At 54.8% G+C, this 19232-nt stretch carries 14 protein-coding genes; 9 read left to right on the forward strand and 5 right to left on the reverse strand.

The annotated features are described in order from the left end of the window. The first annotated feature begins 4 nt into the window (after positions 1-4). From REH51_RS10715 to dapB, 3 genes are all read left to right on the forward strand, one after another. Positions 5-907: a DMT family transporter gene (locus REH51_RS10715; protein WP_009723757.1), complete on the forward strand. Its 903-nt coding sequence runs from the start codon at positions 5-7 to the stop codon at positions 905-907. Positions 908-1024: 117 nt separating this feature from the next. After that, entirely contained in the window at positions 1025-1306 is a 282-nt protein-coding gene (locus tag REH51_RS10720; RefSeq protein ID WP_009723756.1) for a DUF2218 domain-containing protein, read from the forward strand. A 139-nt stretch (positions 1307-1445) separates the two neighbouring features. Next, complete coding sequence (gene dapB / locus REH51_RS10725) at positions 1446-2252, forward strand: 4-hydroxy-tetrahydrodipicolinate reductase (protein ID WP_498935697.1); 807 nt, start codon at positions 1446-1448, stop codon at positions 2250-2252. A gap of 136 nt (positions 2253-2388) precedes the next feature. Here the strand turns inward: dapB and guaD are convergent, their stop codons facing one another. From guaD to REH51_RS10745, 4 genes are all read right to left on the reverse strand, one after another. Beyond that, on the reverse strand, positions 2389-3738 hold the full coding sequence (gene guaD, locus REH51_RS10730; RefSeq protein ID WP_498935698.1) for a guanine deaminase: 1350 nt from the start codon (positions 3736-3738) through the stop codon (positions 2389-2391). Between the two features lie 35 nt (positions 3739-3773). Beyond that, positions 3774-6185, reverse strand: a complete 2412-nt coding sequence (gene xdhB, locus REH51_RS10735; protein ID WP_234667935.1) for a xanthine dehydrogenase molybdopterin binding subunit — start codon at positions 6183-6185, stop codon at positions 3774-3776. Beyond that, the gene (xdhA, locus tag REH51_RS10740) at positions 6169-7653 is read right to left on the reverse strand and encodes a xanthine dehydrogenase small subunit (RefSeq protein WP_498935700.1); all 1485 of its coding nucleotides are present in this window, start codon (positions 7651-7653) and stop codon (positions 6169-6171) included. Before xdhA ends, xdhB begins: the two co-directional genes overlap by 17 nt. A gap of 110 nt (positions 7654-7763) precedes the next feature. After that, complete coding sequence (locus REH51_RS10745) at positions 7764-9122, reverse strand: NCS2 family permease (RefSeq protein ID WP_009723751.1); 1359 nt, start codon at positions 9120-9122, stop codon at positions 7764-7766. A 596-nt stretch (positions 9123-9718) separates the two neighbouring features. On the opposite strand from REH51_RS10745, the gene carA reads away from it, so the two are divergent. The 3 genes from carA (at position 9719) to greA (ending at position 14639) form a co-directional block, all read left to right on the forward strand. Further along, positions 9719-10864 (forward strand): glutamine-hydrolyzing carbamoyl-phosphate synthase small subunit, encoded by a 1146-nt coding sequence (carA, locus tag REH51_RS10750; protein ID WP_009723750.1) that lies wholly within the window; start codon positions 9719-9721, stop codon positions 10862-10864. Positions 10865-10935: 71 nt separating this feature from the next. Continuing rightward, positions 10936-14166, forward strand: a complete 3231-nt coding sequence (gene carB / locus REH51_RS10755; protein WP_498935701.1) for a carbamoyl-phosphate synthase large subunit — start codon at positions 10936-10938, stop codon at positions 14164-14166. Then, positions 14163-14639: a transcription elongation factor GreA gene (greA, locus tag REH51_RS10760; protein WP_009723748.1), complete on the forward strand. Its 477-nt coding sequence runs from the start codon at positions 14163-14165 to the stop codon at positions 14637-14639. Before carB ends, greA begins: the two co-directional genes overlap by 4 nt. 129 nt (positions 14640-14768) lie before the next feature. Here greA and yhbY read toward each other — a convergent pair whose 3' ends face one another. Beyond that, positions 14769-15095, reverse strand: coding sequence for a ribosome assembly RNA-binding protein YhbY (gene yhbY, locus REH51_RS10765; protein ID WP_009723747.1), 327 nt, complete (start codon positions 15093-15095; stop codon positions 14769-14771). Between the two features lie 114 nt (positions 15096-15209). On the opposite strand from yhbY, the gene rlmE reads away from it, so the two are divergent. From rlmE to folP, 3 genes are all read left to right on the forward strand, one after another. Next, positions 15210-15857 (forward strand): 23S rRNA (uridine(2552)-2'-O)-methyltransferase RlmE, encoded by a 648-nt coding sequence (gene rlmE / locus REH51_RS10770; protein ID WP_498937745.1) that lies wholly within the window; start codon positions 15210-15212, stop codon positions 15855-15857. 231 nt (positions 15858-16088) lie between these two features. Then, positions 16089-18104 (forward strand): ATP-dependent zinc metalloprotease FtsH, encoded by a 2016-nt coding sequence (gene ftsH / locus REH51_RS10775; RefSeq protein ID WP_498935703.1) that lies wholly within the window; start codon positions 16089-16091, stop codon positions 18102-18104. A 106-nt stretch (positions 18105-18210) separates the two neighbouring features. After that, on the forward strand, positions 18211-19128 hold the full coding sequence (gene folP / locus REH51_RS10780; RefSeq protein ID WP_009723744.1) for a dihydropteroate synthase: 918 nt from the start codon (positions 18211-18213) through the stop codon (positions 19126-19128). The last annotated feature ends 104 nt before the right edge of the window (positions 19129-19232 follow it).

Raw genomic sequence — 19232 nt, forward strand, 5'->3', positions numbered from 1 at the left:
GCAAATGCTGGCGGATCAAGAGTCTCGCCCTGGGTTGGGCATTGGGCTGCGGGTGCTTTCCGGCGTGCTGTTTACCGGTATGTTGGTGTGTATTAAAGCGGTGAGTGATGAGGTGCCGGTAGGGCAGTCGGTGTTTTTCCGCTCGCTATTTGCGCTGTTGCCGATTGTTGTTTTTTTGATGCTTCGTCGCGAGTTTCCGCAGGGATTGGCGACGCGCCGTCCACTGGGTCATGCGTTGCGCTCTGGGCTTGGGGCGGCGGCAATGTTCGCGTCGTTCGCGGCGGTGGCGTTGTTACCTGTTGCTGAAACAACGCTGCTAGCCCAGCTAACGCCCGTGTTTATGGCGTTGGGTGGTGTCTTGTTGCTGGGGGAGCGCTTCTCGCTTTATCGGGCGGGTGCTATTGCGTTGGCGTTAGCTGGGGTGGCGGTGCTGGTGCTGCCTGGGCTTGAAGCCAGTCGCGAGCAAGGGCAGCTGGCTGGCTATGTGCTAGGGGCACTAAGTGCGTTATTAACCGCTGGGGCACTGCTGACCGTTCGGCGCATTTCACGCACTGAAACGGCGGGTTCCATTGCCTTCTATTTTATTCTGGTCTCTGCGTTAGCAGGGTTGGCAACGCTGCCCTTGGGCTGGGCACCGCTTAAGGGGGATGTGGTGTGGTTGTTAGTGCTTTCTGGTTTGTTTGGCGGCTCGGCCCATATAGCGATGACGCTGGCGCTACGTTACGCCGAAGCGTCACGCCTAGCGCCATTCGAATACATCGCGCTGGTGTGGCCTGTGTTGGCAGATTGGCTGTTGTTTGGCCTGCCGGTTTCAAGTGGCTTTTTGTTGGCACTGCCGCTGCTGCTGAGTGGGGTGGGGCTAGCTACGCTAGAAGGTCGCCGGATTAAACGGCTTGTTCGACAATAAGCGTTTCCCTGAACAGAAACATGCTGTTGCAAGGGATTCTCATTTCTTGCTTTGCGATTTCTATTGTGAGGATTACGCTAGTAAGAGCTAACTCACTATCTTTGTGGAGAAAACACGATGCCTTTATCCCGTGCCGAAATCGTAACGCCTTCTGGCGAGCGCTTGATAAACCGCTTGTGCAAGCATTGGGCGCATAAGCTTGAGGTCGAACATAACGAGCAAGATGCCAAAATCATATTTGCCAGCGGCACCTGCCTAATGCATGTCGAGGCAGATCGCTTGATTGTTTCCCTTGAAACCTTGGAAGAAGAGCATCTTGATCAGCTAGAGGGGGTGGTGGAAAGTCACCTCATGCGCATGGCAAAAGACGAGCCGCTGGAAATTGTTTGGGAGAACTAGTCGGCTTGAAGCAGCGTGTGCACTGCCTTAAGCAAGCGCCGCATCATTAAGAGGGGTCTGTTATAATTTCGACCACTTTTTTATCCTTGTTTTTCTCATATCAAGCTTGGTGCCGAACGGCGCTCGCGCAGGAGTTCTCATGACCCGAATTGCCATTGTAGGCGTCGCTGGCCGTATGGGCCGCACGTTAGTAAATGCGGTAGAACAGCAGGCAGATACCTCGCTAGCAGGCGGCATTGTTGAGCCAGGTAGTTCCTTAGCGGGTGCGGACATTGGTGAGCTGGCAGGCGTTGGCAAACGCGGCGTGGTAGCAGTCGATTCTCTCGATGCGATTGTGGACGACTTCGATGTTCTAATCGATTTCACCGCGCCGCAGGTAACCCTGGCAAATTTGGCATTCTGCGCCGAGCACGGCAAGGGCATTGTGATTGGCACTACTGGCATGAGCGATGACGAACTGGCCGAGCTGGACAGCTATCGCGATAAAGTGGCCATGGTGTTCGCGCCTAATATGAGTGTCGGCGTTAACCTGACCCTCAAGCTGCTTGAGACTGCTGCAAAAGCCCTCGGTGATGAAGGCTACGATATTGAAGTCATTGAAGCGCACCATCGTCATAAAGTGGATGCACCTTCTGGCACGGCGATTAAGATGGGTGAAGTGGTCGCGGAGAGTATTGGCCGCACGTTAAAAGAGCACGGGGTCTATGAACGGGTAGGTCAGTGTGGCCCGCGCACCGACAAAGAGATCGGTTTTGCCACCGTGCGCGCTGGCGACATTGTTGGCGAACACACGGTGATGTTTGCTACTGAAGGCGAGCGTATCGAAATTCCCCATAAAGCCTCCAGCCGTATGACCTTTGCTAAAGGCGCGGTTCGCGCTGCACGCTGGGTCGCTGATAAAGCGCATGGCCGTTACGATATGCAGGATGTATTAGGTTTAGAGTAATGTTTTAGTACAACAGAGCACCTCTCAATATGCATTCTGTTGGCCGCTGAACATGGCTTTTTGGATGGCCTCCGAACCTGCTAGCAGGGTGAGGGGGCTTCGCTGCTTTTTAGCCCCCTCCTAGTTGATTTTCTCCTCAATTTTGACGTCGGTGCTGTAGACGTCCTCCAGCCCAGGTTTCGAAGATAGCGCGGTCGTCGCCTAGCATCATTAAAGTGAATAACTCCTCTGCCAAACTTTCGCATCGTGCCATACGTCGTGCCATCAGCGGTGAGGCGGACAGGTCGATAACTACAAAATCGGCATCCATGCCTGGTGCGAAACGGCCGATACGGTCATCTAGCGATAGGGATACGGCATTGCCTCTGGTCAGGGCGTAAAAGCCTGCCAAAGCCGTCAGCGGCTGGCCGAGCAGTTGTCCTACTTGATAGCCTGCCTTGAGAGTCGCTAACCCGGAAAGATCGGTGCCAGCACCAATATCGCTGGCCAGGGTTAGATTTAACCCGCTTTCATGGGCGGCGTGGCGGTCGAACAAGCCGCTACCAAGGAAGAGGTTAGAGCTGGGGCAAAAAGCAATATTGGCACTGCGTTCAGCAAGCCGCTTGCGCATGCCATTGTCCAGATGAATGCCATGGGCAAAGGTGCTGCGTGGCCCAACCAGGCCGGACTGCTCGTAAACCTCAAGATAGTCACGGCTTTCTGGAAACAGCTCGGCTACCCAGTCCAGCTCGCCGAGGTTTTCCGATAAGTGAGTTTGCAGCCATAGGCTTTCATCGTTGCGCAGCAGGCCGCCGGCGGCATCAAGCTGGGCGCGAGTGGATGTGGGAGCAAAGCGCGGCGTAACACTGTAGCCAAGGCGGTCGGTACCATGCCAATCGCTGATCAGGCGCTCGGTATCACGAATGCCGCCGAGGGTCTTATCGGTAAGTGCTTCGGGGGCGTGGCGATCCATCAGCACCTTGCCAGCGAGCATACATAGGCCACGGCGTTGGGCGGCGCTGAAGAAAGCATCTACCGAGTTGGGATGGCTTGAGCAGAACACTTGGGCTGTGGTGGTCCCGACTCGCATCAACTCTTTGAGAAAAGCGTCGGCCATGTTGTCGGCATGCGCCCGCTGGGCGAAACGGCACTCTTCAGGAAAGGTATAGTCATTCAACCAATCCAGCAATTGGCGGCCATAAGAGGCCATGATATCGAGCTGAACGTAGTGAACATGGCTGTCAATAAAGCCTGGCATGACCAGCTTGTCACGCTGGTCGATGACGCTAATATCGGCGGGCAGTTGAGGGGCCAGGGCGTGATAGTCGCTGACGCCCTGAATGCGACCGTCGGCCCACCACAGGGCACCGTCTTGGTGATAGACAATGCTACCCTCTCGTGGTGTGTCGCCATCGCCGGGGTCGGCATCGAAACTCAAGACCCGTGCACGTATTAACCAAGCTTGCCCCTGCTCTTTTTTCAGGCATTGTCCTTGCTCTTCATTCATGATGTTGCTCCTGAAGATAATTAGAGGGAGAAGGCTTAACGGCCATTGCTGTGTCGTTTGTCAGTGGTAGGGTCAAGTTTGGCGCGTGCGGCTTCGGCGGCAGCCATGACTCGCTCCGGTGTGGCTGGCGTGTCCAGAGGCACCGCCTGGGTGTATCCGTTTAGGCTGGCCAAGCCGTCGCGCAGGGCTGCCCATACCGACATACCAAGCATAAAAGGGGGTTCACCCACGGCCTTAGAACGATAGATGCTGGCCATGGAATTGGGGTGGCCTTCCATTAAGGAGGTGTTGAAAGTAGCCGGTAGGTCACCATAAGTGGGGATTTTGTAGGTCGCGGGGCCATTCGAGATCAGTTGGCCTTTACCATTCCATTTCAGCTCTTCACTGGTTAACCAGCCCATGCCTTGGATGAAGCCACCTTCGACCTGGCCGATATCGATAGCCGGATTCAGGGAGTCACCCACGTCGTGGAGGATGTCGACACGATCTACCAAGTATTCGCCGCTCAGGGTATCTATTGAAACTTCGGCCACCGCCGCACCAAAGGCATAGTAGTAGAAGGGGCGGCCATTGCCGCTGGCACGGTCATAATGGATCAATGGTGTGGCGTAGAAGCCTTTTTCCGATAGCGAGATGCGCGATAGATAGGCGGCCTGAACCAGCTCTCCCCAAGCGATGCGGCGTTCACTTTCGCCAAAGCCTGCTATTAGATAACCCTCTTTGATGTGGATGGTTTCTCGATCGAGATGGTAGTGCTCGGCAGCAAAGTCATAAAGCCGTGTTTTTAGTTTGAGCGCGGCATCGCGAGCTGCCTGGCCATTGAGGTCGGCGCCGCTGGAGGCGGCAGTGGGAGAGGTATTGGGCACCTTGTCGGTACGCGTGGCGGTGATGCGCACGCTATCAAGATCCAGGCCCAACTCACGCGCGACCACTTGGCAAATCTTCGTGTGCAGCCCCTGGCCCATCTCGGTGCCGCCGTGATTGATCATTACGCTGCCGTCGGTATAGACGTGCAGTAGCGCGCCTGCTTGGTTGAGGTGCTGGGCGGTGAAGGAAATGCCGAATTTTACCGGAGTCAACGCCAAGCCTTTGCGAATGACGGGGCTCTTGGTGTTGAACTCTCGGATTGCTCGGCGCCGCTGCCAGTAGTCGCTAGAGGTTTCGAGTTGCTCAACCAGTTCATGCAGGAGAACGGTCTGATCCACCGTCTGGCCGTAATGTGTCGTGTTGCGTCCATCGCGATAAAAGTTGCGCTTACGTATCGTCAGCGGATCTTCGCCTATACGGCGAGCGATATCCTCCATTGCCGCCTCAATCACCATCATGCCTTGGGGGCCGCCGAAGCCGCGGAAGGCTGTGTTAGAGGCCGTATGGGTGCGCGCTCGATATCCTGTAACGCGGACGTCGCCAAGCGAATAGGCGTTATCCGAGTGAAACATAGCGCGGTCAACAATGGCGTCGGAAAGGTCTGGTGAATAGCCACAGTCGCCGATCACATTGATATCGCCACCCAGAATCACGCCATGGGTATCGACGCCAAGGCGATAGTCGTTATGAAAAGGGTGGCGCTTTCCGGTTGCCCGCATGTCATCGACCCGTGGTAAGCGAAAGCGACAGCTGCGCCCGGTTCGCCTAGCAATTAAGGCGGCCAGGCAGGCCCAGGGAGAAGCCTGTGTTTCCTTGCCTCCGAATCCACCTCCCATGCGGCGTGTCTCGACGGTGACGGCATGAAAGGGAATGCCGAGTACCTCGGCAACCAGTTTCTGCGTCTCGCTGGGATGCTGGTTGGAGGTGTGAATCATGACGCCTTCGTCTTCGCTGGGATGGGCGACGCAGGCTTGCCCTTCCAAGTAGAAGTGTTCCTGGCCACCGACAAACTGTTTTCCAGCAACAACAATGGCGGCGTCGGCAAAGGCTTTTTCCCAGTCTCCACTGATCTGTTGATGGGTGGGGCGTACCAAGTCGCCCGCGTTGGCGGCGGCAACGGGGTCGAGGTTAGCAGGGCGCTCTTCGATCTCGATGATTGCCTTTTCGACTGCTTGGCGAGCAGCACGGTGGCTGTCGGCTGCCACGGCGAACAGCACTTGTCCCGCGTAGAGCACTTCGCCATCAGCCATGATGGGATCCCCTGGGAAAACGGGGCCAATATCGGTATGGCCTGGCACGTCTGCCACGCTAATAACATCGACCACACCAGGAGCAGACCTTACCGCGTCCAGGTCCATGCGAGTGATGCGACCATGGGCGACAGATGAAAGTCCTGCCGCTAGGTGGAGGGCATTGGCCGGAAGGGCTAGGTCATCGATATAAGCCGCGCGCCCGGTGACATGCTTGATAGCGCTCTCGTGGTTAGCTGACGAACCAGAAAAAATGCTGCCGACATGTTGTGCTGGCTGAAATGTTTTCTGCTCAGGCTGTGTTGCTGGCAGATCAGTGAGCGTACGCATGGAGCATCACCTCCTGAGTGTGTGTTTGGGTGTGGGTAGATGATTCGATGACCAGGCGCAGGCGTTCAAGTAGCGCGCTTGCTGACCGCGTGCGGTAATCGGCACTGCCGCGGACATCACTCATCGGTGAAAAGTCATTCCTGAGTGCTTTACGTGCAGCCTCGAATACGGTTGGTGATGGTGGGAGTCCTTCGAGAGCAGCTTCGGCCCCACGGGCTCGGGCAGGAATGCCGGCCATGCCGCCGAAGGCCAGGCGTACATCGCGTAGGCATCCATCCTCCATATGCCAGGCAAAGGCACCCAGCACGGCAGAAATATCATCTTCGCGCCGCTTCGAGAGCTTCCATACTTTCAGCTGGCGGCCTGCTTGCGGGGCCGGGATGAAGACCGCGCTTAACACTTCATCTTCTGTCAGGTTGGTCTTTTTGTAGTCGATGAAGAAGTTGCTGGCGGCAATCTCGCGAAAGCCGTTAGGGCCTGCAAGGCGAAGCTGTGCATCAAGGGCCAGCAGCACAGGTGGGGTGTCGCCGATGGGGGATGCGTTGGCGACGTTACCGCCTAAGGTGCCGCGGTTGCGTACCTGAGCCGAGCCGAGGCGGTGTAGAAGATGGGCAAAGGCTGGGTATTCACTCTCGAGCAAAGGCTCCAAGCGTGCATAGGTGACGGCTGCACCGATCCACCAGCCAGGACGCCCGCTCACATCCTGGCCTTGCTCAATTTGCTGAAGCTCACTTACGCGAGTGGTATCGATAAGCCGTGGTAAGTCCTTGAGTTGCTGGGTGACTTCAAGCCAAAGGTCAGTGGCACCTGCAACCAAGCGTGCTTCTGGGTGGGCAGCGCGTAGGCGCACTAGGTCATTCAACTGACGGGGCTGGTGGAAGCGGCTGCTAGCTTCGTCCAGGCTGGCCCCGTGTTGGTTATCTTGCGCATCATCCAGCGTTGCGTCTAACCATGTAGGGCGGTGACCATCGATATTGTTCATTGCCAGCGCTGCATCACGAATGGGGCGATAGCCGGTGCAGCGACACAGGTTGCCGCCAAGTGCGGCTTCAAGGCGTTCGGGGATAAAGGGAGCGGCTGGGGGGGTAGTGCGTTGTTCTTCGTGCAGTGTGAACAATGACATCACAATGCCCGGAGTGCAGAAGCCGCATTGGCTAACATGGCATTCGACCATGGCTGCCTGGGCGGGATGCAAGTATTGCTGGTCATCAGCAAGACCTTCGACGGTGACTAAGTGACGGCCTTGGAGCTGGTGAGCTGGCATGATGCACGCGTTGGCGCTGTGGTAGCATAGTTCGCCATTGGCATCGGGTGCGCCGATAGCCACGGTGCAGGCACCGCAATCACCTGACGCGCAACCTTCCTTGGTGCCGGTTAGGTGTAGCTGTTCTCTTAGCAGTTCCAGAACGCTAAGGTGAGCATCCGCCGTAAGGCGGTGCGGTTGCCCATTGAGGTGAAAAGTAATCATAGTCCTACCCGTTATGTTGTTATTGGTTGTTTAGTGGTGATTGACCAGTCGGTTAATTCATTCGGGAGCAATGGATTTGCGGCTAAGGTGCTAGTGGTCGCGAAAGCTGGCTACTGTGCTGTCAGCAACATAACTACCGCTAGCAGGGCTGAGACCCACATGGCAGGCTTAATCTCGTCCAACTTGCCGGTGGCAAGCCGGATCAGCACAAAGCTGATAAAACCAAAGGCGATGCCCAGGGTGATGGAGTAAGTCAGCGGCATTAATATGATGGCCAGGAATGCGGGGAAGGCCTCTTCGAGGCGGCTCCAATCGATCTTTCCAATCGGCGCCATCATGAACAGCCCCACCAGAACAAGAGCTGGGGCGGTCGCGATGCTGGGGACTAGGGACAGCAACGGCGAGAGAAACAAGAAAGGCAGGAACAACACGCCAATAACGACTGCCGTGAGTCCTGTGCGGCCACCCTGGGCGACACCGGCACCGGATTCGATAAAGGTTTGTGCAGCGCTGGTGCCGAGTGGAGCGGCAATCATCGATGCGAAAGCATCCACTGTCATTGAGCGTTTAAGGTTGCGTGGATTGCCGTTGGCATCTTTGAGGTCAGCAGACTCGGACAGGGCCATAAAGCAAGACAGTGAGTCGAAGAAGTTAGTGAACAGCATCACGAAAATGAACGGTAGGTAAGCCACCTTGAGGGCACCTAGAATGTCCACCTTCATCACTGCCGAGAAATCTGGCCATGCGGCTAGGCCTTGCCAGGCTACTAATACTTCGTCGCTCCACAGCCGTCCCATAGGAGCTGCCAGCAGAGTGGTTAGGGCGATGCCTAAGATTAGGGCGCCATTAAAACCGCGAATGACCAATATCGCTGTGACCATCAGGCCGATAAAGAAGGTTATTAGACTGGCATCTAGATCACCGAGGCTAATAAGGGTTGCGGGGTTGGCAACGATAAACCCAGCATTCTTGAGCCCAATAAAAGTGATAAATAGGCCTATCCCACAGGTGATGGCATAGCGCAATGAGGCTGGAATGGCCTCGATGATGGCTTCGCGAACGTTGAACAGCGCAAGAACGGCGAACAGTACTCCTGACCAGAATACACATCCCAGAGCAACTTCCCACGACAACCCTGCACCAAGCACCAGGGTGTAGGTGAAAAGCGCATTCATGCCCATGCCGGGGGCAACTAAAATCGGGTTGCGAGCATACAGGCCCATGGCCAAGCTGCTAAAAAAGCTGATGACCACAGTGGCGGAGAGTGCCGCAGAGAAGGGAATGCCAGCATCGGATAGAATGGCTGGGTTGACCACGATGATATACATCCCGGCAAGAAAAGTAGCGATGCCTGCGAGAACTTCGGTTTTCACCGAGGAGCCGCGGCGACTGACATTGAAGTAATGATCCAAGGCGTTTGTTGCCTGGGTGGGAGGAGAGCCGGAATACGGCGTTGGGCTTTGTGGCATGACGATATTCTCTTTGTATTTATTGGGTGAGCTATCGAAAAAACAGAGTTGACCATTTGGTCAACTCGAACAAGCGTAGACAAAAAAACACCAAAAAGGCAACCAAATATATTAATTATGTATACAGAAAAGTTGTCGGGCGACAGTCGTCGTCTGCGCTTATCGATGGGCTGGAGGGAGTGGCATGCTGGCTGCGCAAGTAAAATGTTATGTATAAGGTCATCGGTAGTTTTAGGGCTAGCCTAAGGTCGATAAATCCTGTAACATTCCAAAAATTTTGGCCCAGTGGCTGCAAAAAGCAGCAACATATCTGCATTAAACACACGCCTGTAGGTGTGGAATATGTGGATGTAGAGAAAGCACCGCGCTTGTTGCACTGGCCTTAGGTTAGAGAAAATAGTCAGCTAAAATGCTGCGCCATGGCCATTAGCCACGGAAGAGAACAACAAGCGGGATGAAACCGATTTTTTACTATCGGCTTCGTCCCGCTTTTTTACGACCCGACGTTTGCACGCAAACGCCGACAAACCGGATCGCCGAGCCTGCGCCCACAGGCTCCCACCAGCATGGGAGAACTTGTCTTGAATAACCCCGCATTGAGCAAACCCGCGATATTGGCCCTGGAAGATGGCAGTGTGTTTCATGGAATTGCCATTGGCGCGGAAGGAGCCACAAGCGGTGAGGTGGTGTTCAATACAGCCATGACCGGCTACCAGGAAATCCTCACTGACCCTTCTTACACCCGCCAAATCGTCACGCTGACTTATCCTCATATCGGCAATACCGGCATTAATTCCGAAGATGTGGAATCCGCATCAATTGCCGCAGCGGGCTTGGTAATTCGTGATCTACCCCTGTTAGCCAGCAGTTTCCGTTCTGAGCAAAGCCTTTCTGATTATCTGAAAAGCCAAAATGTGCTGGGCATTGCGGATATCGATACTCGCCGTTTAACGCGCATTCTGCGTGATAAAGGCGCGCAAAACGGCGCGATTCTGGCGGGTGCAGAAGCAGAAGGCGATGATGCGGTAGAGCGGGCATTGGCGGCAGCGAAGGCATTTCCTGGGTTGAAGGGCATGGATCTGGCCAAGGAAGTCTCGTGCAAAGAGGCTTACGAATGGACCCAAGGCGAGTGGACGTTGGGCGAGGGCTACGCTGATACTACCAAAAATGAGCGTCCTTACCACGTGGTGGCGTATGACTTCGGTGTGAAATTTAACATCCTGCGTATGCTGGCCGCGCGCGGCTGCCGGTTGACGGTTGTGCCGGCACAAACGCCTGCTGCTGAGGTATTGGCAATGAATCCGGATGGCGTCTTTTTGGCTAACGGCCCAGGTGACCCCGAGCCTTGTGACTACGCCATCAAGGCGATTCAAGAAGTACTGGAAACCAATACGCCGATATTTGGCATTTGTCTTGGCCACCAGTTGCTGGCGCTGGCCTCGGGTGCCAAAACCGTCAAAATGGGCCACGGCCACCACGGTGCCAACCATCCGGTGCAAGATTTAGCGTCCGGCACGGTAATGATCACCAGCCAAAACCATGGCTTTGCTGCCGATGAAGCGACCTTGCCGGCTAACGTGCGCGCTACGCATCGTTCGTTGTTCGATGGCACACTGCAAGGGATTGAGCGCACCGACCGACCGGCGTTTAGCTTCCAGGGGCACCCGGAAGCTAGCCCTGGCCCGCGTGATGTGGCACCGCTGTTTGATCGCTTTATTGCCATGATGCAGGCGCGTCGCTAACGCTGCCCTTGATGGCAGCTATGTAACGCCGTTTTTTGTCGCTCATCGTCACTTATTTTGCGGGAACCGTTATGCCTAAGCGTACCGATATCAACAGCATTCTTATCATTGGCGCTGGCCCGATTGTCATCGGCCAGGCCTGCGAATTTGACTACTCTGGCGCCCAGGCGTGTAAAGCGCTGCGTGAAGAAGGCTTCCGGGTTATTTTGGTGAACTCCACCCCGGCTACTATCATGACCGATCCGGCCATGGCCGATGCCACCTACATCGAGCCGATTACTTGGCAAGCGGTTGAGAAGATTATTGAAGTCGAGCGTCCCGACGCGATTTTACCCACCATGGGCGGTCAGACGGCGCTGAATTGCGCGCTTGACCTTGAAAAGCATGGCGTGCTGGAAAAGTACGGCGTCGAGATGATTGGTGCCAACGCCGATGCGATTAACATGGCTGAAGATCGCGATCTGTTCGATCAAGCCATGAAGCGTATTGGTTTGGAGTGCCCGAAAGCCAAGGTGGCGCACACCATGGATGAAGCCTGGGAGATTCAGGCGGAACTCGGCTTCCCGACCATTATTCGTCCTTCTTACACCATGGGCGGCTCCGGCGGCGGTGTGGCGTATAACAAAGAAGAGTTCGAAGAGATCTGCACCCGCGGTTTCGAGCTTTCCAACAACCACGAGCTGTTGATTGATGAGTCGCTGCTGGGTTGGAAAGAGTACGAGATGGAAGTGGTGCGGGATAAGAATGACAACTGCATCATTGTCTGTGCGATTGAAAACTTCGATCCGATGGGCGTCCACACCGGTGACTCGATTACCGTCGCGCCAGCGCAAACGCTGACCGACAAAGAGTACCAGATCATGCGTGACGCTAGCCTGGCGGTACTGCGCGAGATTGGTGTAGAAACCGGCGGCTCCAACGTACAGTTTGGTATGGACCCAAAAACTGGTCGCCTAGTGGTTATCGAGATGAACCCGCGGGTATCGCGCTCGTCGGCGCTGGCATCTAAGGCCACTGGCTTCCCGATTGCTAAAATCGCTGCCAAGCTGGCAGTAGGTTATACCCTGGATGAGCTGCAAAACGATATTACCGGTGGCCGCACGCCCGCGTCGTTTGAGCCATCAATCGATTATGTCGTCACTAAGATTCCGCGCTTTACCTTCGAGAAATTCCCCCAGGCAAACGACCGCCTGACTACCCAGATGAAGTCGGTTGGCGAAGTGATGGCGATTGGCCGTACGTTCCAAGAGTCGCTGCAGAAAGCGCTGCGCGGTCTGGAAACCGGTAACGATGGCCTTGATCCGATCATCACCGATTTCACGCCAGACAACATGGCGATCATTCAGGGTGAGCTGCAGGCCGCCGGTGCCGAGCGTATTTTCTATGTGGCTGACGCCATGCGCTCAGGAATGAGTGTTGATGAGGTATTTGCGCTCACTAATATTGATCCTTGGTTCCTGGTGCAGTTGGAAGATCTGGTGCTGACTGAAAATGCCGTCGCCAAGCGCGCCCTGGCCGATTTCTCTGCTCGCGAGCTTTACCAACTTAAACGCAAAGGCTTTGGTGATGCGCGTTTGGCTAAGCTGCTGGGCGTGTCTGAAAAAGAGTTCCGTAAAACGCGTCAGGCGGCGGGCATTCGTCCGGTTTATAAACGTGTCGACACCTGTGCTGCGGAATTTGCCTCAGATACCGCTTATATGTACTCCACCTATGAAGAGGAGTGCGAAGCGGATGTCTCGGATCGCCAGAAAATTATGGTATTGGGTGGCGGTCCTAACCGTATCGGTCAAGGTATCGAATTCGATTACTGCTGTGTTCACGCTGCCTTCGCCATGCGCGATGACGGCTATGAAACCATCATGGTCAACTGCAACCCGGAAACCGTTTCTACCGACTACGACACCTCTGATCGCCTCTACTTCGAGCCGGTGACGCTTGAAGATGTGTTGGAAATTGCCGACAAAGAGAAGCCGGTAGGCGTGATTGTTCAGTTCGGTGGTCAAACGCCGTTGAAGCTTGCTCGTGAGCTAGAGGCAGCAGGCGTGCCGATTATCGGCACCACGCCGGATGCCATTGACCGCGCTGAAGACCGCGAGCGCTTCCAGGTGATGATCGACAAGCTAGGCTTGAAGCAGCCGCCCAACGCCACCGCCCGCAGCTTTGAAGAGGCGTTTTCCAAGGCGGAGGCCATTGGCTACCCGCTGGTGGTGCGTCCTAGTTACGTGCTAGGTGGACGGGCGATGGAGATCGTTTATGACGCCTCCGAGCTTGAAAACTACATGACCAATGCGGTGAAGGTATCTAACGACTCCCCTGTCCTGCTTGATCACTTCTTGAGTGCAGCAATCGAGATTGATATCGACGCCGTATCTGATGGTCAGCAGGTGGTGATTGGCGGCATTATGCAGCACGTTGAGCAAGCGGGGGTTCACTCTGGTGATTCCGCCTGTGCATTGCCGCCTTACTCGTTGCCTGCCGATGTGCAGGATGAAATGCGCGAGCAGGTCAAGAAAATGGCCGTTGAGCTGGGCGTTAAAGGTCTGATGAACGTGCAGCTAGCGTGGCAGGATGGCGAAATTTATGTCATCGAGGTTAACCCTCGTGCATCGCGTACCGTACCGTTTGTGTCTAAGTGCATTGGCACCTCGCTGGCGCAGATTGCGGCGCGCTGCATGGCGGGGAAAACACTGGCCGAGCAGGGCTTTGAGCGCGAAATTATCCCGCACTTCTATAGCGTGAAAGAGGCGGTCTTCCCGTTCAACAAGTTCCAGGGCGTTGACCCGATTCTGTCGCCCGAGATGAAGTCGACGGGTGAAGTGATGGGCTCTGGCGAGACCTTTGCAGAAGCCTTCTTTAAAGCGCAGTTAGGCGCTGGCGAAGCCATCCCTGCGTTGAGTGGCGACCGCAAAGCGTTCCTTTCGGTGCGTGAGCCAGACAAGCAGGGGATTATCGAAGTGGCACGTTCTCTGCTAACATTGGGCTTCACACTATGTGCAACGCGCGGTACGGCAGAGGCACTTGAAGCTGCTGGACTGGAAGTGGAGCACGTCAATAAAGTCTACGAAGGCCGTCCCCATATCGTCGATCTGTTGAAGAACGACGAAATCGCCTACATCGTGAACACGACTGAAGGTCGTCAGGCTATTAACGACTCTTCAATTATTCGCCGTACTGCTCTCGCGCGCAAGGTGCCCTATGCGACCACCTTGGCGGGCGCTAATGCTGTTTGCATGGCGCTTGAGTACGGTAGGGAGATTACGGTGCGGCGCCTTCAGGATCTGCATGCAGGAGCAAGTCAATGAACAAGGTCCCGATGACGGTAGCGGGAGAAAAAAGTCTTCGCGAAGAGCTTAATCATTTGAAGGGCGAAGCCCGTCCCCAGGTGATTGCTGCTATCGCTGAAGCGCGTGAGCATGGCGATCTCAAAGAGAACGCCGAATACCACGCCGCTCGCGAGCAGCAGGGTTTTATTGAAGGCCGTATCCAGGAAATTGAAAGCAAGCTTTCAGGTGCGCAGGTAATTGACGTTACTAAGCTACCGAAAACCGGCAAGGTGATCTTTGGGGTTACCGTGTCTTTGCTGAACCTGGATAGCGACGCCAGCGTTACCTATCGCATTGTTGGTGAAGATGAAGCCAATATTAAAGAGGGGCGCATTTCCGTGACCTCGCCTATCGCTCGCGCGATGATTGGGAAAGAAGAGGGCGATGTGGTGGTGGTGAAAACACCTGGCGGTGATGTTGAGTACGAAATTGAGAGTGTTGAGCATCTCTGATTTATCGCTGTGAAGCGGGTGGGCGTCTTTATGGCGCCCGAAACCTGCTATCCAGCACACTAAAAGACCCGCGATGGGTTGCATCGCGGGCCTTTTAGATTCACGTATATTTAACATGCCACGCTTGGATTAATGCCGCCCGTGGTGGTTTTCAAAACGCGTGATGTTGGAAAGCTTTGGATTTACCTTTGGGTTGCGGCGATAGAGTAGCGCCATTTTGCCAATGGTTTGTACTAGCTCAGCGTTACTGTCGGCGACCAGCTCATTGAGCATTGCGACGCGGTCTTCACGCTCTGGAATAGCGAGCTTCACTTTGATGAGCTCGTGATCGTTGAGCGCGCGGCTGAGTTCTGCGAGCAAATTTTCGGAGACGCCGTTCTCAGAAACGGTGACCACTGGATTAAGGTGGTGGCCAATGCTACGAAATGCTTTCTTTTGTGCCTGTGACAAGCTCATGGTATCTTGCGGTATCCCGGTTAGCGCTTAACGCTCCATCTTACGGTGAAATGCCGTTAAGTGAAAGCAATCGCTTGAATGCGCCCATCTCTTATTCCAGTGTTAGATTCCCACATGCAGCAAAAGCCCCAAAGCCGTAAACATTCAGTGAGCAAGACCAGCAACAACTGGAAGAAAGAACATTTCGACGATCAGTATGTAAAGCAGCGCTGGCAAGATGGCTATCGCTCCCGCGCAAGCTACAAGCTGCTTGAACTTGATGATAAGGATAAGCTGTTTCGCCCAGGCATGACGGTGATTGATCTCGGTGCTGCACCCGGCGGGTGGAGTCAAATTGCCGCAGAAAAGGTGGGGCCTGACGGTGTCGTGATAGCGTCAGACATATTAGAGATGGATGCTCTAGCCGGCGTTGACTTTATCCAGGGCGATTTTACTGAAGAGAGCGTGCTTAACGCGATTCTTGAGCGTCTAGGAAATCGTCAGGTAGACCTTGTGATGTCCGACATGGCCCCCAATATGAGTGGTATGGCGGCGATTGATCAGCCACAGGCAATGTACCTTGTCGAACTCGCTTTGGAGCTTGCGCGAGAAACGCTACCGCCTGGTGGGCGTTTTCTGGCTAAGGTATTCCAAGGCGAAGGATTTGATACCTATTTGAAAGAGCTCCGAAGTAGCTTTGATCGTGTTGTGACTCGCAAGCCGGATGCTTCGAGGGCGCGCTCGCGGGAAGTCTATTTTTTGGCGGAAGGGTTTCGTGGCTAAGAGACGTGGCCCTGTGCTAGCCAATAGGCGTGCTAGCGGGTAATAGCAAAGATTTATCACCACGATTGCCAGACAGGCAGGCGTAAATTGTGTCACATTATGCACATTGGACGAACGTGACACAGATGGCCCAAAGCGAAATGTGCTTTGGCAATGGTTGAACGTTAAGCTCTAGTGTAAGGTCTGAGTATTAGCGGTTAACTGACGGATTCTTGTAATGAGGGTAGCCCCTTGAACGATATGGCGAAGAACCTGATTCTGTGGTTGGTCATCGCGGCCGTTCTACTGACAGTGTTCAACAATTTCAGTACGGAAAGCGCACCGCAAACCACCAACTACTCTCAGTTTGTGCAGCAGGTGCAAAATCAGCAGGTACGTAGTGTCACGATTGATGGCTATACCATCACTGGTGAGCGTACGGACGGTTCTCAGTTCCAGACCATTCGCCCATCGGCGGAAGATCCTAAACTGATGGATGATCTGCTAAGTAACAATGTGACCGTTGTCGGTAAAGAGCCTGAGCAGCAAAGCATCTGGACGCGTTTGCTGATTGCGAGCTTCCCGATTTTGCTTATCCTGGCCATTTTTATGTTTTTCATGCGCCAGATGCAGGGTGGTGCTGGTGGCGGCAAAGGCGGCCCGATGAGCTTCGGTAAGTCGAAAGCTAAGCTGCTTTCCCAGGATCAGATTAAGACAACATTTGCCGATGTGGCAGGTTGCGATGAGGCAAAAGAAGAAGTTGAAGAACTTGTAGACTTCTTGCGCGACCCTACTAAATTCCAGCGCCTGGGTGGCACAATCCCCCGTGGTGTATTGATGGTAGGCCCGCCAGGAACGGGTAAAACGCTGCTGGCTAAGTCCATCGCGGGCGAAGCTAAAGTGCCGTTTTTCTCTATCTCAGGTTCCGACTTCGTCGAAATGTTTGTGGGCGTTGGTGCTTCTCGTGTTCGTGACATGTTTGAGCAAGCCAAGAAGCAAGCGCCTTGCATTATCTTTATTGATGAAATTGATGCGGTTGGCCGTTCACGTGGTGCTGGTATGGGCGGCGGCAACGATGAGCGTGAGCAGACACTCAACCAGTTGCTGGTAGAGATGGATGGCTTCGAAGCTAATGAAGGTGTCATCGTCATCGCGGCCACTAACCGCCCCGATGTTCTTGATCCTGCGCTGCTGCGTCCAGGTCGTTTCGACCGTCAAGTAACGGTTGGCCTGCCGGACATTCGTGGTCGTGAACACATTTTGGGTGTTCACCTTCGCAAAGTGCCGCTGGCTGATGATGTTAAGCCGCAGCTGATTGCGCGCGGTACGCCAGGCTTCTCTGGTGCGGACCTTGCGAACTTGGTCAACGAGGCCGCACTGTTTGCAGCCCGTCGTAACAAACGCCTGGTTGCCATGGAAGAGCTGGAACTCGCTAAAGACAAGATCATGATGGGCGCTGAGCGCAAATCGATGGTCATGACCGATAAAGAGAAGCTCAACACGGCATATCATGAATCAGGTCATGCCATTATTGGCTTTGTAGCGCCTGAGCATGATCCTGTTTACAAAGTGACGATCATCCCGCGCGGTCGTGCGCTGGGTGTCACGATGTTCTTGCCGGAAGAAGATCGTTATAGTTTGTCGCGTCAGCAAATTCTCAGCCAAATCTGCTCGCTGTTCGGTGGCCGTATTGCCGAAGAGATGACGCTGGGTGCTAACGGTGTGACCACTGGTGCTTCAAACGATATCAAGCGTGCCACCGAGCTCGCCCATAACATGGTCGCTAAGTGGGGGCTGTCAAATGAAATGGGCCCGATTATGTATGACGAGGATGAGTCTCATCAATTCCTCGGAGGCCCTGGTCAGAGTGGCGGGAAGCTGAAGTCTGGCGAAACCACTTCTCGTCTCGATAAAGAAGTGCGCAAGATTATCGATGAGTGTTACGAGCAAGCGCGTCAGATTTTGGAAGATAACCGCGATAAGCTAGACGCTATGGCCGAAGCGCTGATGAAGTACGAAACCATCGATGCCGATCAGTTGAAAGATATTATGGAAGGGCGCGATCCGCGTCCGCCAGAGGGCTGGAACGACGGTGATTCATCAGGTGGCGGCACGCGTGTTAGCGATGACAAGCCTGACGAAAAGGTCGGAGAAAAAGCCGATGATGCCGGCACCCCTCCTGGTGCGTCTGGCGATGATGGCGAAGAAGATGACGGCGAGCCACGCCGCCGTCCTTCTGACCCGCTAGGCGGCCCCGCAGGCCCTTAAGAAGTGTGAGTGCTAGTGATGTTAGTAAAGGCGTCCCATCATGGGGCGCCTTTTTGTTATGCTGTGAAGCAATTGCAGACACGTTTTTCTTTTAGCAGGCCGCAGCATGAAACCGATAGTTGACTCTTCATCGCCTTCTCGGGTAGCGGATAGCGCATATCACTTGCGCTGTGGGCGCCATTCGCTAGATCTTTCGTTCCCACGGGTAATGGGTATTCTGAATGTTACTCCGGACTCCTTCTCTGATGGTGGGCAGCACGTTGGATTGGATAGTGCACTGCACCATGCTGAGCGAATGCTGGCGGAAGGTGCGGCGATGATTGACGTGGGTGGGGAGTCGACACGCCCCGGGGCTAGCCCTGTATCAGAGCAAGAAGAATTAGACCGCGTGGCACCTGTGGTTGAAGCGTTGGTGCGCGAGCTAGATGCGCTGGTGTCAGTGGATACCAGCAGTCCCGCCGTCATGCGCGAAGTAAGCGCGCTTGGCGCTGGTATGATTAACGATGTGCGAGCGCTAGAGCGTGAGGGTGCGCTGGGCGCTGCGGCAAGTACTGGTCTGCCGGTTTGCTTAATGCATCGCCAGGGCGAGCCTCAGGATATGCAGCAGTCGCCGTATTACGGTCAGCCAGTTGAGCGAGTGGTTGCCGACTATCTTGCTGAGCGTATAGCGGCGTGTGAGGCTGCTGGAATTCGTCGTAGCCGTCTGCTGGTGGATCCTGGCTTTGGTTTTGGCAAAACCATTGAGCATAACTTACGTCTGCTGAAATACATGGATGAACTTCAGACACTGGAGTTACCGCTGTTAGTGGGCATGTCGAGGAAAAGCATGATTGGCAAAGTATTGGGCCGTCCAGTGGAAGAACGCTTGGCCGGTGGTCTTGCGTTAGCGGCCATGGCGGTCGAACGTGGCGCCAATATTTTGCGTGTACATGATGTGGGGCCCACGGTAGATGCCGTTAATATGGCATGGGCGGTGCTTCAGGAAGGCTGCGAGCCGCCGCTAAATAAGGAGATGACTTCGTGACGGTACAGCCTTACAAGAAGTGGTTGCTGCACTTGAAAATGGGCTTGGGTGCCCAGGTTGCGAGCGCTGCTTCGGCTGTCGGGCGCTGAGCCGCTAATTCGTGT

It is taken from the genome of Halomonas bluephagenesis, from assembly GCF_054790765.1.

Bases quoted from the DNA above. Each gene is read 5' to 3' on its own strand.
- REH51_RS10715 (WP_009723757.1), top strand. From the start codon at position 5: ATGCTGGCGGATCAAGAGTCTCGCCCTGGGTTGGGCATTGGGCTGCGG.
- REH51_RS10720 (WP_009723756.1), top strand. From the start codon at position 1,025: ATGCCTTTATCCCGTGCCGAAATCGTAACGCCTTCTGGCGAGCGCTTG.
- dapB (WP_498935697.1), top strand. From the start codon at position 1,446: ATGACCCGAATTGCCATTGTAGGCGTCGCTGGCCGTATGGGCCGCACG.
- guaD (WP_498935698.1), bottom strand. From the start codon at position 3,738: ATGAATGAAGAGCAAGGACAATGCCTGAAAAAAGAGCAGGGGCAAGCT.
- xdhB (WP_234667935.1), bottom strand. From the start codon at position 6,185: ATGCGTACGCTCACTGATCTGCCAGCAACACAGCCTGAGCAGAAAACA.
- xdhA (WP_498935700.1), bottom strand. From the start codon at position 7,653: ATGATTACTTTTCACCTCAATGGGCAACCGCACCGCCTTACGGCGGAT.
- REH51_RS10745 (WP_009723751.1), bottom strand. From the start codon at position 9,122: ATGCCACAAAGCCCAACGCCGTATTCCGGCTCTCCTCCCACCCAGGCA.
- carB (WP_498935701.1), top strand. From the start codon at position 10,936: ATGCCTAAGCGTACCGATATCAACAGCATTCTTATCATTGGCGCTGGC.
- greA (WP_009723748.1), top strand. From the start codon at position 14,163: ATGAACAAGGTCCCGATGACGGTAGCGGGAGAAAAAAGTCTTCGCGAA.
- yhbY (WP_009723747.1), bottom strand. From the start codon at position 15,095: ATGAGCTTGTCACAGGCACAAAAGAAAGCATTTCGTAGCATTGGCCAC.
- rlmE (WP_498937745.1), top strand. From the start codon at position 15,210: ATGCAGCAAAAGCCCCAAAGCCGTAAACATTCAGTGAGCAAGACCAGC.
- folP (WP_009723744.1), top strand. From the start codon at position 18,211: ATGAAACCGATAGTTGACTCTTCATCGCCTTCTCGGGTAGCGGATAGC.